22 protein-coding genes are annotated in these 23752 nt (G+C 38.8%); all 22 read right to left on the reverse strand.

The window, feature by feature from the left end:
* Positions 1-3835 (reverse strand): SpaA isopeptide-forming pilin-related protein (locus tag ACTNES_RS11390; protein WP_441039307.1); only part of this gene is annotated, 3835 nt, incomplete at its 3' end.
* A complete protein-coding gene (locus tag ACTNES_RS11395; RefSeq protein ID WP_441039309.1) occupies positions 3825-5927 on the reverse strand; it encodes a DNA topoisomerase 3 in 2103 nt (700 codons plus the stop codon). The genes ACTNES_RS11395 and ACTNES_RS11390, both read right to left, overlap by 11 nt.
* A gap of 48 nt (positions 5928-5975) precedes the next feature.
* Positions 5976-7472, reverse strand: coding sequence for a CD1107 family mobile element protein (locus tag ACTNES_RS11400; RefSeq protein WP_441039311.1), 1497 nt, complete (start codon positions 7470-7472; stop codon positions 5976-5978).
* On the reverse strand, positions 7456-7704 hold the full coding sequence (locus ACTNES_RS11405; protein WP_021652602.1) for a DUF4315 family protein: 249 nt from the start codon (positions 7702-7704) through the stop codon (positions 7456-7458). Before ACTNES_RS11405 ends, ACTNES_RS11400 begins: the two co-directional genes overlap by 17 nt.
* Positions 7705-7716: 12 nt before the next feature.
* Entirely contained in the window at positions 7717-10557 is a 2841-nt protein-coding gene (locus ACTNES_RS11410) for a CD1108 family mobile element protein (protein ID WP_441039313.1), read from the reverse strand.
* Between the two features lie 27 nt (positions 10558-10584).
* A complete protein-coding gene (locus ACTNES_RS11415; RefSeq protein ID WP_117640066.1) occupies positions 10585-12966 on the reverse strand; it encodes a VirB4-like conjugal transfer ATPase, CD1110 family in 2382 nt (793 codons plus the stop codon).
* A gap of 55 nt (positions 12967-13021) precedes the next feature.
* Positions 13022-13450 (reverse strand): PrgI family protein, encoded by a 429-nt coding sequence (locus ACTNES_RS11420; RefSeq protein WP_005426563.1) that lies wholly within the window; start codon positions 13448-13450, stop codon positions 13022-13024.
* A 14-nt stretch (positions 13451-13464) separates the two neighbouring features.
* Positions 13465-14337 (reverse strand): VirB6/TrbL-like conjugal transfer protein, CD1112 family, encoded by an 873-nt coding sequence (locus ACTNES_RS11425; protein ID WP_005426566.1) that lies wholly within the window; start codon positions 14335-14337, stop codon positions 13465-13467.
* A 4-nt stretch (positions 14338-14341) separates the two neighbouring features.
* Entirely contained in the window at positions 14342-14557 is a 216-nt protein-coding gene (locus ACTNES_RS11430) for a Maff2 family mobile element protein (protein ID WP_015524585.1), read from the reverse strand.
* 241 nt (positions 14558-14798) lie between these two features.
* Positions 14799-16670, reverse strand: coding sequence for a VirD4-like conjugal transfer protein, CD1115 family (locus ACTNES_RS11435; RefSeq protein ID WP_441039323.1), 1872 nt, complete (start codon positions 16668-16670; stop codon positions 14799-14801).
* A 107-nt stretch (positions 16671-16777) separates the two neighbouring features.
* Positions 16778-17260 carry a PcfB family protein gene (locus ACTNES_RS11440; RefSeq protein WP_117457903.1) on the reverse strand — a complete coding sequence of 161 codons (483 nt, stop codon included), beginning with the start codon at positions 17258-17260 and terminating at the stop codon, positions 16778-16780.
* Between the two features lie 185 nt (positions 17261-17445).
* Complete coding sequence (locus ACTNES_RS11445) at positions 17446-18162, reverse strand: hypothetical protein (RefSeq protein ID WP_441039316.1); 717 nt, start codon at positions 18160-18162, stop codon at positions 17446-17448.
* Positions 18163-18222: 60 nt separating this feature from the next.
* Positions 18223-18855, reverse strand: coding sequence for a hypothetical protein (locus ACTNES_RS11450; protein WP_441039318.1), 633 nt, complete (start codon positions 18853-18855; stop codon positions 18223-18225).
* Positions 18856-19025: 170 nt separating this feature from the next.
* Positions 19026-19331 carry a helix-turn-helix domain-containing protein gene (locus ACTNES_RS11455; RefSeq protein ID WP_243269335.1) on the reverse strand — a complete coding sequence of 102 codons (306 nt, stop codon included), beginning with the start codon at positions 19329-19331 and terminating at the stop codon, positions 19026-19028.
* On the reverse strand, positions 19309-19503 hold the full coding sequence (locus tag ACTNES_RS11460; RefSeq protein ID WP_005426607.1) for a hypothetical protein: 195 nt from the start codon (positions 19501-19503) through the stop codon (positions 19309-19311). Before ACTNES_RS11460 ends, ACTNES_RS11455 begins: the two co-directional genes overlap by 23 nt.
* Before the next feature lie 59 nt (positions 19504-19562).
* Positions 19563-19850: a DUF6809 family protein gene (locus tag ACTNES_RS11465; protein WP_015541255.1), complete on the reverse strand. Its 288-nt coding sequence runs from the start codon at positions 19848-19850 to the stop codon at positions 19563-19565.
* Positions 19816-20202, reverse strand: a complete 387-nt coding sequence (locus ACTNES_RS11470) for a DUF6050 family protein (protein WP_005426609.1) — start codon at positions 20200-20202, stop codon at positions 19816-19818. The genes ACTNES_RS11465 and ACTNES_RS11470 overlap by 35 nt, the downstream gene beginning before the upstream one ends.
* The gene (locus ACTNES_RS11475) at positions 20199-21266 is read right to left on the reverse strand and encodes a DUF6017 domain-containing protein (protein WP_118013212.1); all 1068 of its coding nucleotides are present in this window, start codon (positions 21264-21266) and stop codon (positions 20199-20201) included. The genes ACTNES_RS11470 and ACTNES_RS11475 overlap by 4 nt, the downstream gene beginning before the upstream one ends.
* A gap of 22 nt (positions 21267-21288) precedes the next feature.
* Positions 21289-22176 carry a ParB/RepB/Spo0J family partition protein gene (locus tag ACTNES_RS11480; RefSeq protein WP_138277339.1) on the reverse strand — a complete coding sequence of 296 codons (888 nt, stop codon included), beginning with the start codon at positions 22174-22176 and terminating at the stop codon, positions 21289-21291.
* Positions 22169-22945 carry a ParA family protein gene (locus ACTNES_RS11485; protein ID WP_005426615.1) on the reverse strand — a complete coding sequence of 259 codons (777 nt, stop codon included), beginning with the start codon at positions 22943-22945 and terminating at the stop codon, positions 22169-22171. Before ACTNES_RS11485 ends, ACTNES_RS11480 begins: the two co-directional genes overlap by 8 nt.
* Before the next feature lie 23 nt (positions 22946-22968).
* A complete protein-coding gene (locus ACTNES_RS11490; RefSeq protein WP_005426617.1) occupies positions 22969-23145 on the reverse strand; it encodes a hypothetical protein in 177 nt (58 codons plus the stop codon).
* A complete protein-coding gene (locus ACTNES_RS11495; protein WP_055066383.1) occupies positions 23145-23603 on the reverse strand; it encodes a DUF6075 family protein in 459 nt (152 codons plus the stop codon). Before ACTNES_RS11495 ends, ACTNES_RS11490 begins: the two co-directional genes overlap by 1 nt.
* Positions 23604-23752: the final 149 nt, after the last annotated feature.

Here is a 23752-nt window from a genome sequence, read left to right on the forward strand (position 1 = left end):
CGATTTTTAAATTCTGCGGCAGGATCAGATATCCATCTGTATCTGTGAAATAAGAGATATGTGTAACGGTTGTTGGGTATGTAGTTACCTGCTCTACATATTTTTCATGATCCATATCATAAATTTTAAACTCTGTTCCCGGAATTAGAACAGATTTTTTAGTCTCATCATCCTGTTTGATAATTTTCAGTTTTGCAGAAAATTCTTTATCCAAAAGAACTCTCCATGTCTGCGGCTCTGTTGGTTTATTCTCTGTAATCCGGACAATAAAATCATCTACAGGTTTGTAATTATGGGGTGTTGTAGTTTCTCTCACCAGATATGTTCCATATGGAATTGCAATGGATTTTACATAGCCTTTCTCATTTGTAAAAATTTCCGTTGCTCCATTTTCACCGATCACAACCGGCTCTGCAGAGGAAAAATCATAATTTTCATCCTCTTTTACCACCAAAGAAGATACCAAATATGCACTAAATCCAGCTCCGGATAGTAATGCAGCATCTGTGTCTCCATTATTGGCAGCTTTAATAAGTTCAAACGGCTGTTTCTTCACCGTTTCCAGTGAGGTACACTCTTTTTCTACAACCGCTGTCAGATCACCTTCATCACTGCATACAAGATCATATTCATGCTCGTCTGCCAGATATCCTACGGATGGGGTAATTTCCTTGATGTAATACTCTCCAAGATAAAGATTCTCTATCCTTGCTTTTCCTTCTTTATCGGTAGTTAGCGTACCAATCTGGCTTCCGGCTTTATAAATAACGCCTGTCTTTCCATCTGGATGGGTAATGTCGTTTCTTGCATAAAGTCCATACACCGCATTTTCCAGGGAAGCATCTCCCTGTGCCTTATTTTCTTTTGTCTCGGCATCTTTTTTATTCAAAGAGATTGCAGCACTGACCCTGTCATTCACAAAAGTATGACTGAAAGAAATTTTTGCCTGTTCATCATTGGTATAACTGAACTGGAAAGAATAAGTATCTTTCTCATTTCTGACATAACCAGCCGGAGCCTGGACTTCTTTTACATAATAAGAAAATCCCACTGGAAGATCTGCTTTAAATGCTGCTTTTCCATCGGTACCAGTAATTGCAGTCTCAATCAGAGCATCTTTTTTTACTGCTACTTTTCCATCCACAGTTTTCATATCCTGCGCTGCAAACAGAGCAAAATGCCCTCCGGATAGTGTATTTTCAGTATCTTTGTCTTTCTTTATCACCTGCACCACTGCTTTCTGACGGTCATTTGTAAAGGTAGTCTCTGAGAAAGCCGCTTCTGCAGTCTGCCCTGCATAAGAAATGGTTACTTTTTTTGTTTCTTTTGCATTATAAAAATTTTCCGGGGCCTGTGCTTCTGTTACATTATAGCTTCCAAGCGGAAGATTCTTTACCGTTACAGAACCGTCCTCACCTGTGATCAGATTTTTCGCTACTTCTGCGCCTTTTTTGTAAACTGTTTTTCCACCTGCTGTTACAATATCCTCGGCAGCATATACGTTATAAACGGCTCCTTTCTGACGGCGTTTCTCGTACTGGAATGAAGTTCCATTTTCATCAGATACAGCTCCTACAAAAACTTCTCCCTCTTTATAAACGGTCAGATTTCCTTTCTGCTCTTTGTCCGTTACAGTCTGTTTGGTTGTACTGCCAACTACTAATTTCACTCCATACGAAGAAGCCTGGACAACATAACCTTCCGGTGCTGTAATCTCTTTTAAGTAAACAGTATCCTGTGTCTTGGTAAGAGTTACTCGTGAAGAACCATTGCTGTCTGTTGGCGGCATCTTAACAATCAGCTTTGTGCAGGCGTTATCACTATATACTCCATACACGGCTCCGGCCAGATTTTTCCCAGTATCTCCATCTTTCTTTGTAATTTCGATAACTGCTTCTTCCGGCCAGTCAACTGTAATCTGCAGATCAGCGGAATCCGTATAGTAGCCAAATCCAATATCCTGTGAACTCTCCAGTTTTAAAAGCATTGCATGGAAATCCAGGGGAAAATTGGAAGTGATCGCATACTTTCCTTTCAGACTGCCCATATTGGCTGTTGTAGCTACAAGATGAAATTTCTCTCCACCTTTTACAGTGACATTTCCAGATGCCGTCTTTCCTGTAGTTTCGTTGACAAGGCTCACACCATTTTCCAGATGAATGGTAATGGTAAATGCTTCATTTGCCTTCCAGGTAAAACTTTCTGTTTCCTTTCCCGTTGCATTAACGGAAAGTCCTGGAAGAAGTTTCATTGCTGTCGGATCAGGCATTTTAGCAAGAGCTGCTTTAATCTCTTTCAGCATATTTTTAGCGGTTGTAGAAAGCGCACCTCCAAATCCGGATTCGCCATCATATAAATAATCAACCAGATAATGCTGCATGGCTCTTGTCTCAGAACTGCATCCATATTTTTCCATGATGGATTTTACATTATATCCGTTGAATGTATGTCCCCATCCAGGACCGCCATATCCATAGAACAAAGCTTTCCGCAGATACTTATCATCTCCGCCCTCATCCAGTTCAACCATATTTTTATATGTTGTCCCACTTGGAGGTGACTGCATGGAGTGCTGCATACAATACGCATTTACTGTATAAGTCTTTCCGCCTGCTTTGTAACGAACATATTTGTAGCTGTCATTTCCACCCTGTCCCATAACTGTATCAAACGGATGAAGCTGGCCATCTGAATAATAGTAATATTTATTTGCTTCAATATTTGTTGCATCATCCCATGGAGTATCGGTTGCAAGTAACATGATACCATTTTCTGCCTGATCCATGGAAACACTTAGGTCAATGTCATCTGCTGGCATTTCAAAACTGAATTTATCCGATTCTTCGTGATAAGTCACCTCTGAATACAATAAATCTTCTGTATTCTCTGTCTGGTTTGCCTGTACTTTTGTTGTTCCTACTGCAATTAAGCTGCCTTGCGGCATATCTCCGGAAAATACAACGGTTTCTCCTGGCTGATACTGTCCATCTTCATGGTTCAGCTCAATATGAAATTCCTCTCCACGAACAATATTTACCTGATAATTTCCATCTGCATCTTCTGTTTTCTCTGTTCCATCTGTAAAAGAGTCGTCTGTCGCCTCTGGCATTTCTTCCGGATCTGTATCTGTAATTTCTTCAAATGTGCTGTCTGTATCCGGATTATCATCTATGGCAGGTTCTTCTGTTGAAACTTCCTCAGACGGATTTTCCGGGATTGGTGTATCTATTGGCTCTTCCTCAACCGGAATTTCTGTCGGAGTTACTTCTTCATAGATTTTATCCTCTGACGGAATTTCTACATTTACCTCATCCTGCACAGGTTCTTCACTCTCTGCAGTGCCTATGGCTGGTTCCTCGCCTTCTGCTTCATTCTCATCTTCCTGGTTGCTTACAGATTCCTGATTCTCAGATTCAGCAACCTGCACCACCGCTTCCTTTACAATCAGCTTACGATTGATCTGATAAATTGGGTGGCCACTTACTGGCTCTACATAATAAACAGCTTTGTATGTATCTTCGTAATCTGTTGTAAAGTCCTGCTTTTCCTCATTTTTTGCCTCATGGAAAGTGATCTTCACCTTTTTTTCATCTGGTATTTCCAGTCCGGTAAAATCTTTCTCCACTTCAAAAATACTGCCTGTTTCCAGTTCCAGATCTTTTGCTTTTACCACCTCATCTGCATCAAGTTCATTTTTTACCTTTTCGTATAACGGTGGCTCTTCTGGCACTACATCTGCCGCATAGGACAGTATTGGAGATAGAATTGTAGATAACACTGTAAGCATTGCCAAGAATCCCGACAAAAATCTTCTCATATTTTTTTTATTCTTCATTCTTTTTTCCTTTCTTCCGTTCCGGGAAAATCAACTGAAACTTTGGATTTCCGGTTTCTGAAACCTCCATCTTTATAGTTGCTTCATACTTCCTTTTTGTTTTCTCTGATACCAGATCTTTGAAATGCACCTGCTTCTCACTCAGCAGCTTCCTGACAGTTGCTTCATCAAGTATTTTTCCCTGACTCTCAAAAAATCGGTTATTTTTCCATAAAGTAAAACTGCAATCACTTCCTGAACAATAATAATTTCTCTTTCCCACATAAACCTTATTGCCACATCTTGGGCATTTTCCAATTTCTTTCCGACCATCTGAAAATAGTTTCTGGTATTCTTCCACTGGCTGTCCATTATCACTTACCAATTTGGTAACCATTTTTTCAATTTCGAAGAGAAATTCTTCTACATTTTTCTGGCCTCTGGAAATCAGTGTCAGATCATTTTCCCATTCTGCTGTAAGTTTTGGTGATTTGATCATTTCCGGAAGAATCCTGATCAGATTTCTTCCATCTGCTGTAGGTAATATCTGCTTCTTTTTACGCTCAATAAAGCCTTTCTCAATCAGTTTTTCAATAATCGCTGCCCTGGTAGCCGGAGTTCCAAGCCCTTTTCTCTCTGCGTCTTCTATCGTATCCGAACTTCCAGCGTGTTCCATGGCACTAAGGAGCGTATCCTCCGTATAATGTTTCGGCGGTGCTGTAAAATGTTCACTAAATTTTACAACAACACATTCAAATACCTGTCCTATTTTTATATCTGGAAAATCACTTTCCTCCTCTTCTGGCTTTTCTGCATTTTTCCCATATGATTTAAAGAACCGTTCTTCCACTTCTTTCCATCCATATTGGAGAACATTCTTTCCAGATGCAGTAAACAGTTCTCCATGACAGGAAATTTCAGTCTTAATACTCTCATATATGTATTCCTGTTCCGATGCACATAATAACTTTGATGCAATCAGCATAAGAATTTCTTTTTCTCCACCCGGAAGTGCTTTTAAATCCGTGTTTGCAATTTCTACCGTTGGTATAATTGCATGATGATCTGATACCTTTTTGCTGTTTAAAAGTCTTTTTATCTCTGGTTCCGAACCCTTCATTGATATTTCTGGAAATACTCTATTTACCGCATCAATAACCAAAAACGCATTTTCTTCCATATCATCTGTAAGATATTGGCTATCCGTCCTTGGATACGTCACCAGTTTCTTCTCATAAAGGCTTTGGGTATAGTCCAAGGTTTGCTGTGCCGTAAATCCAAGAAGACGATTTGCTTCCCTCTGTAATGTGGTCAGATCATATAATTTCGGCGGCTGTACCTTTTTCTTCTCTTTCTTTACTGAAAGAATCTGTGCAGTTTCATCCTTCATATCCTCCATCATCTGAACGGCAGCACTTTTCTCTTTTATCCGGTTGCTTACAGCATCCAATCCATCCATCAGAAGATGAACCAGATAATACTTCTCTTTCTGGAAGTTCTCGATGCTCTTTTCCCGTTCCACCAGCATTGCAAGTGTAGGTGTCTGCACCCGACCTACAATCAACCGATGGTGATACAGCACCGTAAACAGTCTGGTGGCATTAATTCCCACCAGCCAGTCTGCTTCACTTCTCGCCACCGCAGAATAATAAAGATTATCATATTCATGTCCATCTTTCATCTGCTGAAATCCTTCCAGAATTGCTTTTTCCTCCATGGAAGAAATCCACAGTCTTTTAAAGGGAAGTTTACATTCTGCCTGGTTATATACCAGACGGAAAATCAACTCCCCTTCTCTTCCTGCATCTGTTGCACATATAACTTCTGTGATATCTGCTCTGTGAAGCAGTTCCTTTAAAACCCGAAACCGCCCTTTGGTACTTTCTTTAATCTGATATTTCCAATTCTCCGGAATCATGGGAAGTGTTTCATATTTCCATGCTTTCCAGTCATCCCGGTACTGATCCGCACTAGCCAGTTCAATCAAATGCCCAATACACCAGGAAACCAGATATTCTTTTCCTTCCAGGTAGCCATCTTTTACGTTTGTGGCATGAAGCACCTTCGCAATGTTTCTGGCTACGCTGGGTTTTTCCGCAATTACAAGCTGCAATTTTCAATCTCCTTTCTGCACCTGTCGCTGTAATTAAGTGAAACAAAGTTATTCCTCTGATTCTTCGTCTTCTACTTCACCTTCCATTTCATATTCTTCTAATTCTTCATCATCCTCACGAATTGTATCTTCCTCCTCATCGTCGTCCTCGTCCTCTTCATAATCAAAAGAAGTATTTCTTCCTTTCATAAATTTCCAATAATAGTAAGCACCACAAACTCCTGCCAGAACCAGCAGCATTAATAAAATCGTGCCGGAATTATTGCTTTTCTTCTCAGGTTCTTCCTTTTCTTCCGGTATGATCGTAACTTCTGGTTCCGGTGTCTCTGTGATCTTCTCTGTTTCAAGTGGCAGTGCGGATTCTGCAATAGCCTGGTTCTGTGGAAGTGTGACCATGTTGGTATCCGTAAAGTTCAACAGATCATTTTCGCCTACCTCTGTAAGAAGATAAACATTTTCATCCGTTTTATCCTTATCTACGATCAGATAAAAAACCTTATCACTTTTTGTCTTGATCGTATAAAATTCCTTTCCCCCTTTGTCCTGAACTGTTCCTGTTGACATGCCGGAAGCAGAACTTTCTCCCTGCACCCGTCCGGTATCTGCTTCTGTATCCGTTTCATTTCCTGTGTTTTCTGGTTCTGTTGGTGCAGTAGCAGTCTCATTCGTTGTCTGATGTTCCGTTACGGTTGCCGTAGCACTGGTGGGCTTACTTGCAGTTCCATCGGCTGGCAAAGAAGCTGCATTTTGCTCCGTTCCGGAAACCTCTGTATTCTCTTTTACTGCATCTGGATTTTCATAATAAGGGTTTCCTACTTTATAGATCTCTGACATATTTCCTGCTTTGTCTTTTGCCTGCAGGGTAAAGTATTCATAGGAAGTATCCGCTTTTTGCAAACGGACATTTAATGTATTATTCGTCAGTTCTGTGAATTCATTTCCATTGACATACAAAGCAGCAATTCCCGATTCCGCATCAACTCCCTGCACGATCAGTATCCCATTCTTCGCAGCCGCAATAATAGTTGGTTTGGTTTTATCAAAACACTCTATGTAACGATTCTGCTCATAAGTATTTCCATTCTGATCGGTAACTCTCACATAAATACTACAATTAGAAGAGATGGATACTTCCATATTTCCGGTTATGTCTGACCATCCTCCATTTTCTGAAAGTCTTGCTTCTACTTTTGCAATAGAAAAAGCACCTGTATTCTTTGTATCTTCCACTTGAATTTTTACGGTTGCCGTATCTGTCTGCCAGCCTTCGGGTTCTGTAAAGGTAATCCCTACTTCCGGTGTTTCCGTCACATCATTTCCTGCATCTTCCTGTGCCTGTTCCACTGGATCTGCAAGAATTTCAGCTTCTGATTCATCTGAAAAATCAACATCTTCCGGGCTGCTTTCTTCTGATGATTCCACTTCTACATTATCTGCCCATACAGTCAGACTTCCGGGCGAACTATAAAAGAAAGCTCCTGCCGGAAGTCCTGCTAACGTAGCTGCGGTTAAAAATACAGCTACTCTTTTATGAAATTTCTTCATTTTCTGTCTGCTCCTTTTCTCTGGTTTCCAATATCTTTTTTTGTTCCTCCTTACTGATATCAATCATCAACTGAAGTTCCTCTGCGGAAACTCCATTGCTTCGGATAATTTTCAGATACTCCATATCCTCTGCCTGTTTCTTCTGTTCTTCCAGATCCCTTGCTTTTTTTTGTAGCTTTTCAATCTTAACGTAGGTTCTTGCAAGTTCTTCTTTTATTCGTTCAATGTTCAAATACGCCCCTCCTTATGGCCTGCCAAAAGCATAAAAATGAGACTGCCAGTATGCAGAATTAATGGACGTATACTGAATTGGATTTCCACAATGGATCATCTGTCCATCTCCGGCATAAATTCCTACGTGGGTAACCGGCTCTCCCGCATCATACGTCCCAGTGAAAAAGATAATATCTCCTGGCCTTGCTTCTTCTGGTGATACAGGCATACAAATGTCATAAATTCCCTGTGCAGTAAGTCTTCCCATATTGCAGACACCCGAATTGGTAAACACATAGCTTACAAAACCAGAACAGTCAAAAGAAGTCTCCGGGCTGGAACCGCCCCATACATACGGCATACCAAGATATTTGTCTGCTTCCGCAAATAATCTCCGCACAGTCTCATCATCATAACTGCCGCCTCCAACATACAGCCCGCTATCTCCGGTACTGATATAAAAAACAGGATTATAATATTCCCCATCTTTGACCAGTTCCAAATATAACTGGCTTCCGGTTGCACTTCCTGTACTTCCCGTTGTACCAATTACAGTATCTGTTGTTACTTCCTGACCATTTGCTACCGAAATGCTCTGCAGATAAGCGTATTTAATCTGCACACCTTTTTTATCCTGCGTAACTACATAATTTCCAAAAGTTCCGCTATATCCTACATCTACAACAAAACCATTCATCGCTGACTTCACTTCTGTTCCCTGTCGTACATTAATCGTCACACCTCTGTGAAGTTGTGTCTGCCCGGTTCCATTGTTTACAGAATACCCATAATAGGTACTGATATAGGCATACCAGTTTAACTCAACCGGAGTTTTATATGTCTGTAAATTTCCTCTGTTGGAATAGACCTCTTCATAAATTTCCTGCTCATCCTCTTCCATTCTGGACAGAATAACACTTCTAAGCGGTTTTGCCTGAACAGAAACATTCAGTACATCTGCAGTTACTGTACGGGTAACTTCCACAGAGTTCTGATTTCCCTCTGCCAGAAAACATTCCCAGGTCTGATGACCATGTGCCTCAGCTACTGCGTGATTATCATAATAAACATCAAACTGGACACCATACTGGGCAAAGTTTCCAGTATCTTCTACGGTGTACTCAATCCCATTCATCACTACTTTCGTCCCCATTGGAAGAAATGGGTTTGCAGCATCAACCGCAAGCGTATGATTAGCCTGTGGCATTGCCCCTGAAGCAGTAGGTCCTCCACTCCACACGCCACAGCAGATGGGACAATTACAGTATCCACTGGTCACAACATTTCCCAATGACTGCCCTACCTGTATTGTAGATGTTTCCTGCCGGGTTTCACTTTTTTCCTCTACGGTGATTCCGTACTGTAAAGAAAAAATTGTTTCCAGTTCTCCTTTTATCTCATCAAACTTAAAATCCCCATAACTGGCAGTCAGATAACTGATCAATGTATGAGGATCATGGCCGATTTCACCAATGTTATATCTGTATTCATCTTTTCCTGGATACCGGGCTTCCATCTGGTTTATTTTCTGTTGAAGACTGGCTTCCAACTGCGTATAATACAACTCTGCTTTTTCAATTTCGTCCGGATCCGCAATGTAACTGGAAGCGATTACCGTAGAAATTCCATTAGAAAACATAGCCGAACAGGAAGCAAATCCTGTCATTACGGAAAGAAGCAAAATCAATAACAACCACATTGAGATCAGAGTAGTTACATTTCTTACAAATACTTCCTGTGCCTTTCTTGCAATTTTAGTAGCAAGATTTACTGACCGGATTGAGGTGTCTTTTGTTTCTTTTGCAATCTTCCCAGCCCGGTATGCCATCTGATACTCTCGCTTAATCCTCTGCTTCTGTATTAATTTTCTGATCAGCTTTTTCTGCATCTCTGGATGTTCTTCCAGATATTTCTGATATTGATACCTGGATGCACTCTTCCAGGCTCTTTTCTCTAAACGGTTTTCTTTATGTATCTGACTGCGGTTCTTCCGGATATTTCTACTGCTATGTTCCTGTAATATCCACTCACCTGAACGCACCAGCTTATGTGCTGCATCTACAGCACTGTTTTCCTCTTCGTCTTCGCCTGCTTTCTGATATACTGCATTTTTTAATGCTTTCTTTGGAACAGAAGACAAGGTTTTCTTTTTACCATCCGTTTTCCCTGTTTTTTTGTCGAAATATAAATGGTACTTTACCTTTGCTTTCTGTTCCTCATTTGTTTTCTTGGTATAAACAGAATCTTTCGGAATTTTGTTCTGCCTCTCAGCTTCCTGTTTTCTTGCAGCCTTATCCACTTCCTGATAAGTTTTTATTGTTTTTCGGCTATATTTCTGCTTTCCTTTTTTTCGGTTTGTAGAAACATCATTCTTCTCTGCCTGAAAATGTCCTCCATCTGTTTCAGCCGAAGTTTTCTTTTCTTTCTTCAGACTTCCATCTGTCTCCAGTTTTCCAAACTGCAGTCTCTGCTGTTTCTTTTTCTGTCGCTGATACTGGCTCCTGTGTTTTTCTTTGCGCTCACGTATTTCTACCGCTGAATCCACAGATACACCTGCAGGCTTGTCCCGGTATCTGTACCGTCCCTGTGTTTTTCGTTTTCCCGGAGGACTGTTTGCAGCCTCTTCTTTTTTGGCAGGATTTCCCTCCTGAACTTTTTCGGAAAATTGTTTCTTTTCAGCTTTTTTATGAGAGTTTTTCTTCTTTTCAGAAGTAATAAATGCCTGTTCTACATCCTTCTGTTTATAAGGCAACTCCTGATCGCTGTTTGTAACTTTTCTGGTCTCCTTTGTTGCAAGATTTTCCTCAACCAGACCATTTCTGGTCATACGGCTGACTTTCTTCTCTTTCGCCGTATATTTTTGTTTTCCCAATGTACCTCACCTCTGCTTTTTTGTCCGTTAAGTCTGAATCTCATCCGGTTTAGTACTCATCAAAGCATAGGTTCTGGTATCCTGCGGATATCTGTCTGCAAAAGGTATGATTACATTTCCGTAAAAAAGCAGCCCTTCTCCTGCATTACTGTTATTTACAAAAGAAATCTGATGCTTGGAAATATTCAATTTCTCCGCAAGGATCTTCTGATCCCCGCTGTGCTGATTTAACATCAGGATAAAATCACTGTTTCCCACAATACTTTCTACTGCCAGAGAGCCAAGAAAATCTGTTACATTCTGACTGATTCCTGTAATGATTCCACCCCACTTACGAAATCTCTTCCACATTTCAATAGAATAATTAGCAGTCTGTGGCTGGTTCAGCAAAAGGTGAAATTCATCCACATAATAACGGGTTGATTTCCTGCGACTGCGGTTCTGTGATACTCTTGTCCAAACCATATGCTGGACAATCAACATCCCTGCTTTTCGTAGTGTGGTTCCAAGTTCCCGAATATCAAAGCATACCACTCTGTTCTGCGTATCGACATTACTTCGATGGTTAAATACATTCTGCGATCCTGTTACATACAACTGCAGACTGTTGGCAATGTTCTGTGCTGCTGGTTTATCTGGTGCATAAAAGTTCAGACGTTCATAGAAATCCTGCAAAGTCGGCATATTTTCCGGTTTTGGATCATTGTAAAGATATTTTTTATAAATGTCTTTTACACACAGGTCAATCATGGAAACCTCATCACCATTTAATTCTGCATTTTGAGGTTTCTTCATAATGACCTCGCAGAAAGATGTGATAAACTCTGCTTTATCAGCAATAATGGTATCAATATCCTCCACATCGCCATTAATCCTGTATTTCTCCGGATGATAAATAACATCCAGGTTCACTTCCATAGGATTGATGTAATCATTACTTTTTGCACTGATTTTAATAACTTCACCATTTAAGGCATTTACCAGCGGAAAATATTCTCCCTCCGGGTCACAGATAATAATGTCATCGTCTGTAATCAGGAAAACATTGAGAATTTCTCTTTTCGTTGCAAAACTCTTACCGGAACCAGGAGTACCCAAAATCAGGCCGTTAGGTGTTTTCAATCGTTTCCGATCCACCATAATGAGATTGTTTGACAGTGCATTTAAGCCATAGTAAAGAGCTTCACCGCCTTGGAAAAGTTCCTGTGTGGTAAACGGAACAAAGATTGCTGTAGAAGTCGTAGTCATAATTCTCTGTATTCCAGTCTGGTTCATTCCCAGTGGTAGTGATGCCACAAGTCCCTGTTCCTGCTGATATTGAAGTCTCCGTATATTGCAATTATATTTCTGGGCGATTCCTGCAGTCTGATACACAATATTGTCCAGTTTTCTCTTATTGTCCGCTGTATTCATCAGCAAAAAAGTAAGTTCAAAAAGTTTCTCATTCCTGGACTGGATTTCATTGAGCAATCCCTCCACATCCTCTCCGTATGTAGAAATGTCCGTTGGAATAATATCCATATCATATCCGCTTCTGACCGCTTTCTTCTGTTCTTCAATTTTCATTTTCTGAATATTTGACAGCGTACTTTTCAGGCTTTTAATAGCTGCCTTGGGATCAATTGGACGCAGGTGCATATTGATGATAAGATTCTCTTCCAGATCCAGCAGATCTGCCAGCAGTTTATCCGTAAGTTCTGGTGATGTAATCTGTAAATATGACACGCATCCAAAAGTCTGTCCCATCCGAAAATAGCTGTCATTGCGAAAATCAAATCCGGTAGGTGCAATAAAGTCTTTTGTCTGCAGACCTGTTTTTGCAACCATCCCATAATGGAAATGGAAAGATTCTTTTGTGTCCATATTCATCACATCATGCAGAATTTTCAGACGTTCTACCCCATTTAAAGGCTCTGCCATGGCTCCCATCACCTTAAAATTATTCAATACACTGGCTTCAATTCTCTCCAGCCTGGATTTTGCATTTCGCAGATTATCCGCCTTAATGGAAAATGTAATATATTTTGTTTTTACAAGCCCATTATTTCCTTTGGAAAGCTGCATTTTCAACATATCCGAATATTCTTTCCGAATATCATTGAAACAGTCATCCTGCTCTGGAATATCAATATTTTTTGCATACTCATCAAAATTCACCTGTTGATTAAGAAATGTAATTTGTACCTCAACAGAGCTGTCAAATGAATTCAGGAACTCACAATAGTTCTCAAAAATAGCCGCTTTATCATCATTCTGCGCTAACTGGTAATTTATATCGTAGAACTGCACCATCTTTGAATAATAGTTATCATCTGTCCTGCAGATACCATCCTTATATATTTCCTTATATGGAATCGTATCCTGCGCTGTAAAAGGCTTCCTCTTCTTCTGATTCTCCGCTTTTATCATCCGAAGTTCTTTCAGACGCTTTTTTTCTTCTTTCGTAAGTCCGGTTTTCTGTTTCTTATTTTTTTCGGTCTGCTTTTTTAAGGAAATGGAACGGATTTCTCGCTTCCCTGGCTTCTTTTGCCTTTTTCTCAAGCCATGCACCCTCTTTCTCTAATTTATCGTACTCTATAATCCGGTCATATAAGTTTTGGGAACGATAGACCCTGATTCCAGGTCTTAAAAATTTCTGCCGGATAATGTGAAGCAATATTTTCTCTGCTGGAAATCCATCCTTTTCATACATTGCAAAAAAGAAAAATGGCAGCATCACTATGATCATAAGCGTTGCTGCCACATCTGTTCCCAGTCCTGCTTTTGTCAGCAAATAGACCGGAACACCACAAATTCCTGCCAGAGAAAAACATATAATTTGTCTTTTAGTTAAATTCAGTGCTAATTTTGTCTTTATTTTTGAAAAATCTTTCGGCACTGGAACATATGCCATATTCTTGTTTCCTCCTAATGTGCATTGAAGATTGATTTTGCCAGGGAACTGGTCTTAAACAGGCTGAAACATAAAATAACTGTATATGCTGCAACTGACCAGATAGCTGTATGAAGATTATCCGCAACTGTAATAGCATTTACCAGAACTGCATAAATCGCAACACATACCATCATAAAAAATCCCTGGAATCCCAACGCTAATAATGCCTTCACGTAATTATTTCCAATACTTCCCCATTCCCTGTTCGTAAATGTTGAAAACGGAATAGGTGCCACAGAGACATAAAGATATATTTCTATCATTCGTCCATATAAAATGACGGTAATCAGGACTGATATGATTTTTAGACATAAACTGACCAGCATCGTTTCCAGACCAAGCCCCAGTAATTCTCCGATTCCCATATCTTCAATCTGCGTTTCAAGAAGCGTTTTCAATGCTTCTGTAACATCAATAGATGCGGAACCGGTTATCATACCGCCAGCATTGGATACCACATGATTCGCTACATCAAAAATTGCCATCGCAATATCAAAAGTATGAGTAACCAGATATACCGCTACCCACATCTTAAAAATGTATTTGAAAAACATAAACGTATCCGTATCGTGCATATTGTTTTTTTCCATAATCATGGAAATCAGCTCATAACACAGTACAAATGTAATAATCATCCCCGCAATGGGGACAATGACATTATCCGACAGATTTTTTATCATGGAAAAAATGCCACTGTTCCAATTTTGGGGTGTTTTCCCAACCTCTGTAGCAATCGTTTCTACTTTGGTATTTACATCGGTGAACATGGTATCCAGGTTTGATGTGATCCAGCCTGTTAGCAGATCCTTTATGAACTCTGTTATTTTTTCGGTTATTCCACCCATTTATTTATCCAAACAAAGTTGCAAGCTGTGGAATCAGGTTTATTCCAATCAGTACGATGCCACCGCCCGCCATCAACTGTTTTATTCCTTGTGACTTTGCACCCGGATTGTCTGTTCCATATCCTTCCAGCAGATTGATCACTCCCCAGGCTGCAAGTCCGGCTCCGATCGCACAAACCAATGTTTTTAAGGTCGTAATTGCCGTTGTAAAAAATGCCATAAGTGTACCTTTGGAAAACTTACATTTTCCAGTCCTTTCTTAGATTTTTTCCAGAAAGGGAAGAAAACACTATATAAACCCTGCCTTTTGTGCTACACTAAGCATAGGATTTTCTACTTGGAAAATACCTCACACGTACAGTCGGTATATTCATTTTCGTCGATGGATACCGACTGTTCCTTTTTTCCAAATTATTCATGATTTCCTCCCATGATCCACTTCCCGACAATTTGTCGAGAAGTTACATCTGATACAATTCCACTTCATCCTCTGGTTTCAGTATCAGATTAGTACTCAGATATTTTTCAATATCAAAGGTATTCTTTTTGTCATAATCGGACAGATATTTGTAGTTTTTATGTTTGCAAATATCGTATTTATTTGAGAAAAATGGTCTGACACCTCTCACCTGCAGAATACATTTTCCCCCGTCCATGACTGCTATTTCATCTTGGCTCATCAACTCCTTTCCTGTTTTCTGGTAGTTCATTCCATAAGACCGCTGACTGCCTCTCGTATCCGATGTGTTATAAAGATCTATGGTTTCTTTTCCCAAAATCTCCGCTATTTCCTTTAATGTCGTTTTTTCCTTTCCACCCAGGAATAAGGTCGTATCACAGTTCCCTTCGATGGTATCGGCATTATCCTTATAAATTGCCTTAAGCTGAGACTTTGACTGCAAAATAATAGAAGCTGAGATTTCCCGGCTTCTAATCGTAGCAATCAGTTTTTCGAATTTAGGAATTTGTCCGATGTTCGCAAACTCGTCCAGGAGACACCGCACATGAATTGGAAGTCTGCCTCCATATACATCATCAGCTCTGTCACAGAGCAGATTAAAAAGCTGTGTGTACATAATAGAAACAATAAAATTAAAGGTATCATCGGTATCTGAAATAATAACAAACAATGCAGTTTTCCTGTCACCAACCAGATCCAGTTCCAGTTCGTCATAACTCATAAGCTCCCGCAGTTCCGCAATATCAAAGGGTACGAGTCTTGCACCACAACTGATCAGAATAGATTTTGCTGTCTTACCGGCGGCCAGCTTGTATTTTTTGTACTGCCTTACCGCAAAATGGTTCGGGTCTTTCTGCTCCAGTTCATCAAACATCAGATCTACTGGATTCTTGAAATTCTCATCATCTTCCCTGGCTTCTGACGCATTGATCATTTCCAACAGAGTATTAAAATTTTTTTCTTCTTCCCTGCCTTCATACCAGATATAGCCAATCAGGGCACAATAATAGAGTTTTTCCGCCTTTACCCAAAAATCCTCACCTGATTGCTGCCCTTCACCTTTGGTATTAGCAATAATGGTTGTTACCAGTTTTAGAATATCTTTTTCACTGCGGATATATACAAATGGATTATAGTGCATGGATTTTTTGAAGTTAATTGTATTCAAAACTTTGATTTTATACGGTTCATATATAACTTTTCCCTCTTTGTCCCGCATGATTTTTCCATTCTCATCCGTCATTGGACTGCCTTTTGCCAGCATACTGCCAACTTCCAGAAGCACAGTTCCCTTTGGATCAGTAATCACATAAGAGCTGTGCATCTGCATAATGTTAGGCTTTACAAAAAATCTGGTTTTTCCAGAACCGGAACCGCCAATTACCAGAATGTTTTTATTCCTGGCGTATTTCGGATTCTTTGGTCTGCTTGACATAGTAAGACTCTCTGTTTCTGTGAGAATAATATTATTTTCAAATTCAGGATCAGCATATGGTCGTATATCTTTTTCTGTTCCCCATCTGGCAGAACCATACTCCACACCCAGCCGATATTTCCTGGCATTTTTCGTGCGGTAAATAATAATAAACTTTACAGCCACGCCTCCTGTAATTCCCCAAAACAGATCCATATGATTCAAGCTTGGCCAGAGATTCCGAAACGCCAGTTCAAAATAAGTAATAGTGTTCATAAATTTATCCCAGGAAGTTGCTCCGGTGTTTACCCGATACAGCCAGGCAATCTTATTGAAAAAATAAGCAAACATCAAATAGGGGAAATTAGCTAAAAACAGCTTTTTCTGATCTGCCCTCTTCAATTCACTTGCCTTATCCGTAATCCGATTTTTCACATCCGCAAGAATTTTTCCTGGGATACTCTCTGAAGAAAAAAAAGCTTTTCCAGATATTTTTCTCTTTTTCGGAGAGCCTCTGATATGCTGAACTTTTCCTCTTTTCTTCTTATGCTGCTGTTTTTTCTCCGTCATAAACTCTGCCCTCTGTCTTTCTGCTGTTCTCTTGCTCGTTCTCTGTTCTTTCCTTTAGACACAGCATCCTTAAAGTGCATAAGTTTTTTCATAATAGATGGTTTATCCTTTTTATTCATCTGTACACCCAAATATTTCTTAAATGCCAGATTCATCATTTCTGTATCCTGCCCTTTAAAGAACACATAGTAAGTCGGTGGCTTGGTCGAACTGTCTTTTTTCAAGGCAAAATCTAAGCGGTATTTCTTCGCCACACGCTCAAAAGACTTGATATTTCCATCTGTGATTTCAATATTGGATAAACCAGAACCCTGGCTTTTCAGTTCTTTGTATGACTGTTTTCCAACCTTGTAAGGATTCTTTCCCTTTTGCTTCTGTCCTGACAGATACTTCCGCAGCATATTTTTTAACACGTCGGCAGTCACTCTTGCAGTTTTAACCGACAATGCGATTGTTTTCTGTGTAACTTCTTCCTGCAATTTGCACGCCTCCTTTCGATTCCGATCAGCAAATTATGGTGGAACTAACAGATGGGGGAGATATATTTTCATTGGAATTTGGCTCCTTTCCACTTCCCGACAAATTGTCGAGAAGTACTCTTTAAAATATAAAAAGCCGGCTGATTCCAATTTCTAATAAAATGGACCAACCGGCTACAAATTCTCTATTTCGTTTTTTCATTAATAAGCTGTTTTTTTATGAATACCAGCATTGAAATGAACTCAACTAACAACTCATATGCACTATGTATATCATCCGTTCCATATTCAACAATTCCATTATGCAGAATATTATTTCTAAACGGAATTCTTTTATCAATTTCCTTTGTATAAGCGTCAGTATTTGCAAACACTACATATGTAATTCCCATAACGTAAAGTTTTCCCACACCCTCAGAAGACATTCCCTCATTTTCATCTATAGACATTCGTTTTACTATTTGTTTCACTTTTGAATAAGGCTGTTTCGTGTAATTTAAAGTATTATATATTAACGGTTCTATATGTGATAACAATATTACTAATTTTTCACGTTCACTTATGGACGGATTGCTTATAATACTTTTTATATAACAATGTAATTTATTTTCTTGCTCATAATACTCCATAAGTTCTTCTTCCGCATCTTCTTTATCAATAAGCCCATAACTGTCTACCAACCACCAGACATCTTCATAATTCAAATCATAATTACTTAGTTTTTGAACGTTTGCAAAAAGTTGCGTATTCTTAACATCATCTGGTATATTTTTTAAAAATTCTGTCAAACTTCCAAATAAAGTATCTGGTATATTTTGTGAGAAACGACTTATTTTTTTTGAAAACTCAAGTAACACATCACCCAATTTATCTGTATCTATAAAATGATCTTCTTTATTCATCAGACCCTCCCTCTACTTATTTGTCAATTTATTTTATTATAACCAATCATACTTATTCTGTCATTTATTTCTTAAACTCAGTAATAAATATACAGTACTGAATTGCACATACAACTTTCCTTCTTCCCAATCCATCTGATCCATCAGTAAACACTGAAATAATACATCTACATCCTGCAATTTATAAATCCGATTGCACGTTTCTGACAAACCTTTTAATTCTGGGACCTCTTGCATTGCGTTTCGCCTGTGCATAAGGCATTGCAGATATAATGCTTCCAGATGTTTCTGACTGAAAATAAGTGCTGTGATATCCTGTTCATTAACAGTACATTTACGTTTTTCTAACTCTTCCCGGGAAATATCCAGAAAACACCGGATATTTTCGACATATACATCACCATCAAATGTTGGATGCTTTTTCTTAATCCATCGTTTCGCCGCTACCTCCATATTCTTTCTGTCTCGATTAGATCTGGCACTACGGAAATTCAGCCTTTTGCCCATTTCTGCATAGATATTACTTTTCACCTGCCGATCTGTCAAAGCTGCGTATTCTTCATTGCGAAAAAAATAATCTAAAAGTTGGTTCATCTTAGCCTGACTATCTACCAAATGATAACATTCCTCGGAAAACCCCAAACCCGCAAATGCAACTGGCGCACTTCCTTTTTTGATTTCTTTTTCAATCACTCTCAAAATGTCTCTCTTTGATTCCATTTCTTGCTTTCCTTTCTCTTTTTCAATTTTCTGATTCTGTTCACAGATCATCAATAAGTTTTCATCTGCTCTTTTCGCTGTCAGTGTTAATGAATAACAAACCAAAACCAGAAACAGTGATATCAATGCACTTCCTACACCAATCATAAAAACTTTTCCCCCTCCAATACATGAAGCAATCCGTCCCACTTAAAAAACGGACTGATTTTTTTCAGCATAGCAATCAAGTCCGCTTCATTTTCTATTTCAATATTCAAAAATTCTATTACACTAATTTCAAGTCCATCCGCAATTTTCTTTAATTGTTCTACTTTCGGCTTTCGTATGCCTATTTCATACTTCCGAATTGTATTCACATTAATTCCTGTTCGTTCTGCAAGCAGCTCCTGCGATAGCCCTCTCTGTTTCCGAAAATAACGAATCTTTTCATTTATCTCCATGTCTTTCATCTGTTGAACTTCTCGACAATTTGTCGGGAAGTTGTTCCCTTTCCCAGTTTTCTTTTCCTTCATATCCATACATAGATATTTCCTCATCCAATAGCCTTGCAACCATAAAGCAACAAGACAGCAAAAACAAAAGCACTATTCCTGCCATAATAATAATTATCAAATCAATCACATCTCATCCTCCTATGTAAGCGGTACAGAAAAAGCAGCCTTGACAGACTGCTTTTTCAATCACCATATTCTATTTTTGTTCTCATGTAAAAAGGCTTCCGAAATTGTGCGAATCCCAAACGCTAATCCATCTATGTAAGCGTCTCTCTGTTCTGTTTGTTTAAGATTTAAAGTATATTCCTTGTAATCCTCAAACATTGCCTGCAGATCCGGACTCATTAGACTTATCATTTCCTTTTCTAATGTTTCACACAGTTCCTTTGTCTCTTCATAACTTTTACTTTGTGTCTCACATTGATTCATTGGATAAATGCTATAATACAATTTTTCCAGTTGCTTTTCGCTCATTTTTGATCACCATTTCTTTCAGTCTTTTTATGATCCATATAATTCCAGAAATGCCGTTTTTTAGCAAAATGCCTGCTACAGCTAATAATCTCCAGGCAAGAACCCCTATTCCAATCAAACTTCCTACCATCAGTTTAAGTACCACCAAACCAAGCATTTCCCCTGTCCCCACATTTCTTGGAACGACCAACAAAAACATTTTCTGGATTCCGAAAGGTATTCCCACAAAAAGCAATAATTTTCTCCAGTCTAATATTTCACCATTCATGCACATAGGGTGAACAATTAAGCAGATAATCATAGCTATTGCACCAGGAATTATCAATTTTGTTATAATTTCTTTTCCTCTCATATGCCACCTCCGTACATATCATGATTTACTTTTGCCTGGTAATAATTGCCTATTGTCGTTATTGAATTCATAAGACAGGTAAGCAAGTACGCTTTTATGTTCTTTACTTCCCTGGTATTCTCATGCAGACAGTCAAGTACATACTCTATGTGGCTTTCTTCCAGCAACAATAATCTGCTTTTTACGAACTGATATGGGTATTTCACTCCACTGATTGTAATATTCTCCCGTTCTATGCTGATTGTTTCCACAATTAGTGCCACAATTTCATCCAACTGTTGCTGTTCCCCTAATCTGCATCGTTGTACAAGACAGTCATATTCAATATTTCTTTTTACAAGTGCAGTATTCATCTGGAATAGCTTCATCTCTTCCATCAAATCCATTGACTGCTGTTCGGAAGAATCTGAAAGATTGATAAGATCAGTATTACTTCTGTCAGTATTACTAATATCAGTATAATTATAATTAGTATTATTAGGGTCGGTTTTTCCGACTTCTGTACTTCGGTTTTTCCGAACTCCAGACTTCGATTTTTCCGACTTCCAGACTTCGGTTTTTCCGAACTCTTGACTTCGACTTTCCAGAACTCCAGACTTCGGTTTTTCCGAACTCTTGACTTCGGCTTTTCCGACTTCTTGACTTCGGTTATCATTCTCTGCCGAATCTAATACTTTTTCTTTTCTATATACAAAGCTCTTTACATAAATAATTGTTGGTTTTCCCAATCCTCTCTTTACTCTTTCAATCAAACCAATTCCTTTATCAGTATCTAATTCTGCAAGAATTTTCACACCTTTGTCTTTTCCGCAGTTCATATATTCCATCACTTGTTCCAATGTAAATATGATATAAACTTTCCCCTCATTGTCCACCCAATTATTTCTGATAGACAAAGCCATTCTGTCCAGCATCAGCCCATAAAGAACCTTTGCATCGCTGGACAGATTACGGAAATATTCATCTGTGAATAATACTTTGGGAATACGGTAAAAAGCAAACTGTTCCGATTCATAATCGTGAAAATAACCAAACTCTATTTTTGTGCTTTCGGATTTTGCCATTTTGCTTTCTCTCCTTCCCTCGTTATTGGCTTTTCTTCCAGTTATCAAGCAGTTCATAGATAACCTGTTCAATCTGTTCTCTGTTATATTCCTTTGGGAAATACTTTCGTATTTTCTTTTCAGTTAAAGTAACTTTTCCTGTCTCTGTTTTCTTTTCATTCAGAATAAGCTGTACCGCTAATTCTGTCAGTTTACCTTCACCGCTGTATTGCTTCAGTTTTGTTGCCATTGAACCTGTAACAGAGCTTGCTCCAGACACTATGCAGTCTTTCACCCAAATCTGCTCCGTTTCTGATAAATAGGTTAATGAAACACCTACTGTAAAATTAATCTTTCCTTCATCCAACAATTTCAGCAATTCCGGAATAAGACAGGTCAAGCGTATGTAACGCTGAACGGTTCTTCCACTATCACCGGCAGCCTGTCCAACCAGATCTGCACTGTCAACAGAAGCTGCGTTTTCGTCTTTTATGCCCTGATGTTTTACTGCATCCATCTTCATCTTATAAGCATATGCCTTTTCGCTTGGAAGCAAACTTTCTCTCTGTATATTAGAATCCACCATAACGATTACGGCTTCATCATCGGTATAGTTCCGTATGAGTACTGGCATTTTACTTTTTCCAGCCAGTTCGCAACCACGTTTTCTCCTGTGACCAGCAATCAGTTCATATCCTCCCTCTGCGCGAGGACGTACCAATGCAGGATTTAAGATGCCATAATTCTTGATACTTTCTACTGTTTCAGCCATTTTTTCATCATCATTTACATGAAATGGATGATTTCTAAAAGGATGTAACTCATTTAATGGCACTTCAACAATCTGATTAAGAGTATTCTGTTCGGCTTCATTGATTCCAAGCAATTCATCATAAGAAGTAAGCTGAATTTCTTTCTTAGGTTTACGCATGATTCAACACCTCCTGGACAAGTGCTTGATAACTGTACGCACCTTTTCCTTTTGCATCGTAAGAAAAAATACTGACACCTTCTGATGCAGTTTCGGCAAGAGCTTCTGTTCTTGGAATCGTCTGATCAAAAATTATAATCTCTGCTCCATAAGCATCTCGTACTGCCTGCTTATTTCTCTTTGAATTATTATAATGACTGCTGTCCATTGTAAACAGAATCCCTTCAATCTGTAAATCAGGATTAAATCTCTGATGAATGCCTTTCACAACTTTCAGTAATTCCATGAGGCCATCTGCCGCATAGTATTGAGGCTGCACCGGAATCAAAACGCTATCAGCTGCACTTAACGCATTAATTGTCATCATTCCCAACGAGGGCATACAATCAATCAGGATATAGTCATAATCATTTTCCAAAAGTTCCAGATATTCTTTTAAGACTTTTTCTCTGTCCTCTACCGTAAATAATGACATGTCCATTCCCGAAAGAAGTTTATTAGATGGAATTACATCTATTCCTTCCTCATGGTGTAAAATTGCTTCCCTGGGATCAAATTCTAATCCCATAATGATATTTTCCATCATTGTTTTCAATGTTACCCTTAAGTTCTTTGGAAAACCAAGTCCCATTGTCAAATGTCCCTGTGGATCAGCATCTATCAGCATTACACGTTTTCCAACCTTAGACAGTCCTACTCCAAGATTAATAGTTGTTGTAGTCTTTGCTACTCCACCTTTTTGATTTGCGATTGCGATTATTTTGCACATGATATAATTCTCCTGTATTTCTACTATTTTTTATTTACATTACTTTTTTCAATTTCAGCATAAGCTCTATAATATTTGCTCGTCCCTTTATTGGAATAAAGTTCCGATAATTCCATAACTTCAATTTTAGGATGACGCTGCAGGATTTTCTGAAACCATGCAATATCATTTTTTGTTCCCATCAGTCTCACTTTCAGCATTAATCTATTCCTCCAAGCATGGCATGTAACTTTTGATTGTACACTACATATTCCGGATAACGGATCTGTATGGCCTGCCAAAAATATGGTGCATATGCACAGCAGAAGATATCCTCTACTGTATACTGTCTGCACTCGTTTACCTGTTCCTCTGCATCTTCATAATCCCAAACGCTTGGCGTGCTGTTACAGTACAGATTAAATGCCATCCTTACCACTTTTAAGCTACCGCTTGTCTGCCATCCTTCATGTAAACATTTCGTTTTAACAGACCCCGTTTTAAAATTATAAATTCTGTCAGCATTTTTTCTGGTATCTCCATTAATACCCAGACAATAACACAATGCCTTATGGTACACATCCTGATACCGTACTTCTTGTAATTTTTCATAGTAGAATTTTTCATGTGCATCACTGATAAAAATAATGTTTTCTGCTCCTAACGCTGTACTTTTCATTTTGAACCTCCTTGAAATAAAAAAGGACCTTACTAATTGTTCTACCAATTAATAAGGTCATACTATATGTTACTTTTCTAAATTCGTGCTAGGGATTCCTCTCTTTAGTAAAAACTTAGTAAAACATCCCTACTGGTTCAAAAATATAC

Source organism: Blautia sp. HCP3S3_D9 (genome assembly GCF_052063845.1).
Lineage (GTDB): Bacteria > Bacillota > Clostridia > Lachnospirales > Lachnospiraceae > Blautia_A.

Coding starts and splice junctions, on each gene's coding strand:
- ACTNES_RS11400 (WP_441039311.1), bottom strand. CDS start 7,472: ATGAAGAAATTTCATAAAAGAGTAGCTGTATTTTTAACCGCAGCTACG.
- ACTNES_RS11415 (WP_117640066.1), bottom strand. CDS start 12,966: ATGATAAAAGCGGAGAATCAGAAGAAGAGGAAGCCTTTTACAGCGCAG.
- ACTNES_RS11420 (WP_005426563.1), bottom strand. CDS start 13,450: ATGGCATATGTTCCAGTGCCGAAAGATTTTTCAAAAATAAAGACAAAA.
- ACTNES_RS11425 (WP_005426566.1), bottom strand. CDS start 14,337: ATGGGTGGAATAACCGAAAAAATAACAGAGTTCATAAAGGATCTGCTA.
- ACTNES_RS11430 (WP_015524585.1), bottom strand. CDS start 14,557: ATGGCATTTTTTACAACGGCAATTACGACCTTAAAAACATTGGTTTGT.
- ACTNES_RS11445 (WP_441039316.1), bottom strand. CDS start 18,162: ATGAATAAAGAAGATCATTTTATAGATACAGATAAATTGGGTGATGTG.
- ACTNES_RS11455 (WP_243269335.1), bottom strand. CDS start 19,331: ATGAAAGACATGGAGATAAATGAAAAGATTCGTTATTTTCGGAAACAG.
- ACTNES_RS11465 (WP_015541255.1), bottom strand. CDS start 19,850: ATGAGCGAAAAGCAACTGGAAAAATTGTATTATAGCATTTATCCAATG.
- ACTNES_RS11470 (WP_005426609.1), bottom strand. CDS start 20,202: ATGAGAGGAAAAGAAATTATAACAAAATTGATAATTCCTGGTGCAATA.
- ACTNES_RS11475 (WP_118013212.1), bottom strand. CDS start 21,266: ATGGCAAAATCCGAAAGCACAAAAATAGAGTTTGGTTATTTTCACGAT.
- ACTNES_RS11480 (WP_138277339.1), bottom strand. CDS start 22,176: ATGCGTAAACCTAAGAAAGAAATTCAGCTTACTTCTTATGATGAATTG.
- ACTNES_RS11485 (WP_005426615.1), bottom strand. CDS start 22,945: ATGTGCAAAATAATCGCAATCGCAAATCAAAAAGGTGGAGTAGCAAAG.
- ACTNES_RS11490 (WP_005426617.1), bottom strand. CDS start 23,145: ATGCTGAAAGTGAGACTGATGGGAACAAAAAATGATATTGCATGGTTT.
- ACTNES_RS11495 (WP_055066383.1), bottom strand. CDS start 23,603: ATGAAAAGTACAGCGTTAGGAGCAGAAAACATTATTTTTATCAGTGAT.